The organism is Candidatus Avelusimicrobium faecicola, from assembly GCA_900540405.1.
GTDB lineage: Bacteria > Elusimicrobiota > Elusimicrobia > Elusimicrobiales > Elusimicrobiaceae > Avelusimicrobium > Avelusimicrobium faecicola.
This window is the reverse complement of the sequence record UQFW01000072.1, coordinates 1-4,878: the sequence shown is the minus strand read 5'-3', so window position 1 is coordinate 4,878 and position 4,878 is coordinate 1. Positions and strand designations below refer to the sequence as shown.

5 protein-coding genes are annotated in these 4,878 nt (G+C 50.0%); 4 read left to right on the top strand and 1 reads right to left on the bottom strand.

The window, feature by feature from the left end; all coding sequences use genetic code 11:
• Positions 1–258 precede the first annotated feature (258 nt).
• Both ACQY18_RS06300 and rbr read left to right on the top strand, forming a co-directional pair.
• On the top strand, positions 259–717 hold the full coding sequence (locus ACQY18_RS06300) for a Fur family transcriptional regulator (protein ID WP_428039257.1): 459 nt from the start codon (positions 259–261) through the stop codon (positions 715–717).
• Between the two features lie 14 nt (positions 718–731).
• Positions 732–1,271: a rubrerythrin gene (gene rbr / locus ACQY18_RS06295; protein ID WP_176777784.1), complete on the top strand. Its 540-nt coding sequence runs from the start codon at positions 732–734 to the stop codon at positions 1,269–1,271.
• 85 nt (positions 1,272–1,356) lie between these two features.
• Here rbr and ACQY18_RS06290 read toward each other — a convergent pair whose 3' ends face one another.
• Entirely contained in the window at positions 1,357–2,742 is a 1,386-nt protein-coding gene (locus ACQY18_RS06290; RefSeq protein WP_428039256.1) for an MFS transporter, read from the bottom strand.
• 288 nt (positions 2,743–3,030) lie between these two features.
• Between ACQY18_RS06290 and ACQY18_RS06285 the strand changes: the two genes are divergently transcribed.
• Both ACQY18_RS06285 and ACQY18_RS06280 read left to right on the top strand, forming a co-directional pair.
• Positions 3,031–3,288 carry a phosphopantetheine-binding protein gene (locus tag ACQY18_RS06285; RefSeq protein ID WP_176777786.1) on the top strand — a complete coding sequence of 86 codons (258 nt, stop codon included), beginning with the start codon at positions 3,031–3,033 and terminating at the stop codon, positions 3,286–3,288.
• Positions 3,289–3,300: 12 nt separating this feature from the next.
• A complete protein-coding gene (locus tag ACQY18_RS06280; protein WP_428039255.1) occupies positions 3,301–4,434 on the top strand; it encodes an AMP-binding protein in 1,134 nt (377 codons plus the stop codon).
• The last annotated feature ends 444 nt before the right edge of the window (positions 4,435–4,878 follow it).

Below are 4,878 nucleotides of genomic sequence, written 5' to 3'. Positions count from 1 at the left end.
ATTTCCCGCCGCCGGATACGGCCAATTTGGCCCCCGGGCGGGCGTTGTGTTCTATTACAATTTTATCCGCATTAAAACTTCCGGCGCACATCAGCCCCGCGGCCCCGGCACCTATAATTACGGTATGGCAAGTGGTACTGTCTTTCATATTTATTAGGATACAAAAAAATAACGCGCCGCGCTTAATATAAATAACATTTGCATAGTTTCGCAAATATTGGTATACTTATTTAAGAAAAATTATTATTAAGGATTTTTATGACTAATACTCCCCCCACCTCCGTTTCCCCCGAGCGCTTGGAAGAATTTAAGCGCATTTGCAAAGCGCACGGCCTGCGCGTGACGCCGCAACGGGTGGAAATTTATAAAACGGTGGCTTTATCCAAAGCGCACCCCAACGCGGATAGCGTATACGCTTCCGTGCGGCGCACCATGCCCAATGTATCTTTAGATACCGTTTACCGCACGTTGGCTTCTTTGGAGCAAATGGGGCTTGTGTTCCGGGTGGGGTTAGCCAGCAAGGCCCGCTTTGATGCCGATTTGAAAGAACACTACCATTTTGTATGTATGGAATGTGGCGAAGTGTATGATGCGTTCCCCCCGCAAGACGAGCATTTAACGGTGCCGGATGCGTTAAAAGCGCTGGGGGATATTAAAAATGTGAATTTGCAAACCAGCGGTGTCTGTACGCACTGCCGGAAGAATCTAAAAAAATAAGGAGACTGTTTACTATGGAATTGAAAGGAACCAAAACCGAAAAAAACCTGATGGCCGCTTTTGCCGGCGAATCTCAGGCCCGCAACAAATATACCTATTATGCTTCCAAAGCCAAAAAAGAAGGCTTTGTGCAAATTGCCAAACTGTTTGAAGAAACTGCCAATAACGAAAAAGAACACGCCAAACTGTGGTTCAAAGCGTTGCACGGGGGCGAAATTGCCGACACCGCCACCAACCTGGCTGATGCCGCCGCCGGAGAAAACTATGAATGGACCGATATGTATGCCACTTTTGCCAAAGAAGCCAAAGAAGAAGGCTTCACCAAATTGGCGTTCTTGTTTGAAGAAGTAGCCAAAATTGAAAAAATGCACGAAGAACGCTACCGCAAACTGTTAAAGAATGTGCAAACCCAAGAAGTTTTTGCTAAAACCGGTATCGTAATGTGGGAATGTGCCAACTGCGGCCACATCCACATTGGCGAAAAGGCGCCGGAAGTCTGCCCCGTCTGCGCGCACCCGAAAGCCTACTTTATGGTCCATCCGGAAAACTTCTAATCCCGCATGGTGCGCTTATTTATAAGAAAGACCCCGCTGAACGGCGGGGCCTTTTTTATGAGAGTTGCCAATAATTCCAGGGCACTTATTCCCTACGCAGGGAAAAAACTCCCCCCGCCACCGCTAACGCCGCGCCAAAAAACATAGCCGCCTGATAACCGTGCAAAAACGCACTTTGGGCGGCGGCTCCGGCGCGCAAATAAGCCCCCTGTACGGCGGCATATACGGCTACGGAAAGCGCAATCCCCATAATCATCCCCGCATTGCGGGCCAAGGCGTTTACGCTGGAAACAATGCCCAATTTGTTTTTGGGGGCCGCGCTGATAACCGTATTATTGTTAGGTACCTGAAAAGTGCCGCTGCCGGTGCCCATTACCAGTTGGGCCAGTACAATATACGCGTACGAGGGGTTATCCCCAATAAACGCAAACAAAAGGGCGCCGCACAGCACAAACCCGAGCCCGGCCGTTGTAATAAAGCGGGCGGAGTATTTTTCGGACAGCACCCCGCTCACCGGGGAAGCCACCGCCAACGCCGCCGGAAACGGCAATAACAACAGGCCGATTTGTACCGGGTCCAAGTGCATAATATCCGTTAAATAAAAGGGCAACAGCACCGCATTGGTAAAAATAGCCATAAACCCCAAAACCGCCACCACATACCCGTAGGAAATGGCTTTTATATTAAAAATAGACAGGCCGATAAACGGCGTTTTGGATACTTTTTCCCGCCGTAAAAACAACATAAAAAACACCACACAAAGCGCAAACGCCGCCAGTAAAAGGGGCGAAGTCCACCCTTTGGACGGGCCTTCATTGAGCGCAAACAAAAACAGGAAACTTCCCAATAAAAAATACCCGGCCCCGGCTATATCCATGCGCACCTTGGCAATGGGGTTAAAACGCGGTATAATTTGCACCCCGCGCCAAATGCCCAATAGGCAAACGGGAATATTCACCCAAAATACGGACTGCCACCCCCAATGCTGTATTAAAAACCCGCCCACGGCAGGCCCCGCCAGGGAGCCCAACGCCACCACGGCCCCCACACTGCCCAACGCGCGGCCTCTGTCTTTGCCAGTAAAGGCTTTGGCAATTACGGCTTGGGCATTGGCCATCATGGACGAGGCGCCCAACCCTTGTACTGCGCGGGAAAAAATCATCAGGGGCAAACTGCCGGATAAAGAACAAAGCAGAGAGCCAATCCCAAAAAATAAAAACCCGCCCAAATACATTTTTTTGCGGCTGTACATATCGGAAAGTTTCCCGAAAATGGGCAAAAAACAGGTAATAACCAACAAATAAACGCTTACGACAAATTGGATGTTTTCAATATCCGCGCCGAATTGTTTGGCCATAACGGGCAAGGCCACGTTCACAACGCCACCGTCCAAAGTAGCCATAAAAGTACCCGTAGCGGTGACGGTAAAAATAAGCCATTTATGCGGCAGTTTAGGCAGCAGGTGTTTCATAAAATCCTTTAGAAATGTATGGGCGCCGCCTTATAGCGGGCCCGGGGAGGCGCAGGCCGCAGGGGCCGTGCGTTTTCCGGCATTTTAACAGTATATATACTTAAATTTTATGTTATTTGGACGTGTTTTACAACCGCGCCGCTGAGGAATTTTATTCCCCTAACGGCTGTTTTTTTCCAAAAAGAAACCGCCCCGCCGCGCGCCAAAAAATCCGCTGACGAACGCTATTGCTTTTGTGTAAAATATCCTTATCACTTTTTAATTACTGCCGTTTGTGGGAGAAAGCCAATGCAAACTATGGAAGAAATCAAACAGCTTATTTCCGCCAATATGGAAATGGCCGGCGCGGACCTTGCCCAATTTGGCGCCGATACGCCTATTTTTGGGGAACAGGGTTTTGGGTTAGACAGTTTAGAAGCGGTGGAACTGTTTATGCTACTGCAAAAAAAATACGGCATCACCATAGAAAATATGCAACAAGGCCGCGCGGTATTTAAGGATTTAGGCACCCTGGCCGCGTATGTGGACCAGCACCGCCAAAAATAAGGAACCGCACCTATGCTGACTAAAAACGACATTAAACGTATACTTTCCGACGCGTTGCGCGCAGAACTGGCCCGCACCAAACAAGATGCCCTCTCCGTTTTTGAACACGATAACCCCGCCGCCTTATTTAACGCCCTTACCGTAGCCCAACGCTCCCGGTTTGAAGAAGTAGCCGGGGATATGTTCAACCAACCGGCCAAGCATTTTTCTTCTTTAGAAAATATGGTCAATTATTATTACGCCGCTTTCCTATATTACGGGCTGATTAATTTTTTAACTTCCGGCACCACCGGGGCTTATAAAAAATGTCCGCATACAATTACGATGATGGACGAAGAAGCCAACGGCGTAAAGGCGGAGTTCGCGGGCGTTAAACGCATTGTCAGCCTGGTTCCCGCCCACCACCTGTACGGCTTTACATTTACCGTTATGCTCCCGCACGTTTTGGGGGTAGACACGGTTGCACTGCCGCCACTGCCCACGGCCAACTGGCAGGAACTCCTCCAACCCGGGGATTTGGTGGTGGGGTTCCCCCTGTTTTGGCAGTATTGGGCGGAAAACGGCAAGGAATTCCCGCCGGAAATTCACGCCTTGTGCGCCACTTCTCCGTTAGCGGATGAGCTGATTGCCCGGTTGTATGAATTAAAACTGGCCCGCTTTACGGAAATTTACGGCGCCAGCGAAACCGGCGCTATTGCCCGCCGCCACCACGCTAACGAATCTTTTGAAGTGTTTGACTTTTGGGAAATAGACCCTAACGACCAAATCCGCCTGAAACGCAAATCCGGCCCCCGGTGGCAGGTTCTGCCGGACCAGGCCGAAATGGAGTCCCCCCGCCGCTTGCGCCCGCTGGGCCGCACGGATTACTGCGTGCAGGTGGCCGGAATTAACGTCTATCCGGCCCATGTGGAAGAAGTGCTTTCCAAACACCCGGCCGTAAAAGCCTGCAAAGTGCGTTTAATGCGCCCGGAAGAAGGTTTCCGCTTAAAAGCATTTATTGTACTTAACAACGGCTACAACGAATCCCATTTGGGTATTATCCGCACTTATCTTTCCCAAAAATTAACCGTGCATGAAATGCCCCGCAGTTTTACTTTCGGCCCGCAACTGCCTGTAAACAACCTGGGCAAAGCGCAGGATTGGTAAATATTCCCCCGCCCCGGCGGGGGTTTTTATATAAGGGGTTTAAGGCGGCCGCGCCCCCTGTTTTTTATTCATTTTTTATGTTAAAATAAGGGGTAGAGGCGGCGGGTCCGCCTCCTTGCGTGCTTGCGGTAATGCAAATTTCCGTCGGGCACGTTTTTTTATACCCAAAAGACCCAGATTATTTTTGGGCCCTTTTTCCCTTGTAATTTGTCTTCAAGGGTGCTATAACATAAGTATAAAGCCGTATTGTTGCTCAATTATTTTTTACGAACGAGGCTCCTATGTTTACAAAACTGCTGTCCCTAGTATTAAGTTTTACCCTAGTGTTTACCACTATGTCCCCTGCGTTTGCAGAGGCGGCCAACGCCGCCGCCACCACCCGCGCCCGCGTGGATGCGGGGGTAGACCGTGCGGTGCAGGCCCAGCGCGGCAAAAAGTTTGCGG

Excerpts from the sequence above, each read along its gene's own strand:
- ACQY18_RS06290 (WP_428039256.1), bottom strand. The coding sequence starts at position 2,742 with ATGAAACACCTGCTGCCTAAACTGCCGCATAAATGGCTTATTTTTACC.
- rbr (WP_176777784.1), top strand. The coding sequence starts at position 732 with ATGGAATTGAAAGGAACCAAAACCGAAAAAAACCTGATGGCCGCTTTT.
- ACQY18_RS06300 (WP_428039257.1), top strand. The coding sequence starts at position 259 with ATGACTAATACTCCCCCCACCTCCGTTTCCCCCGAGCGCTTGGAAGAA.
- ACQY18_RS06285 (WP_176777786.1), top strand. The coding sequence starts at position 3,031 with ATGCAAACTATGGAAGAAATCAAACAGCTTATTTCCGCCAATATGGAA.
- ACQY18_RS06280 (WP_428039255.1), top strand. The coding sequence starts at position 3,301 with ATGCTGACTAAAAACGACATTAAACGTATACTTTCCGACGCGTTGCGC.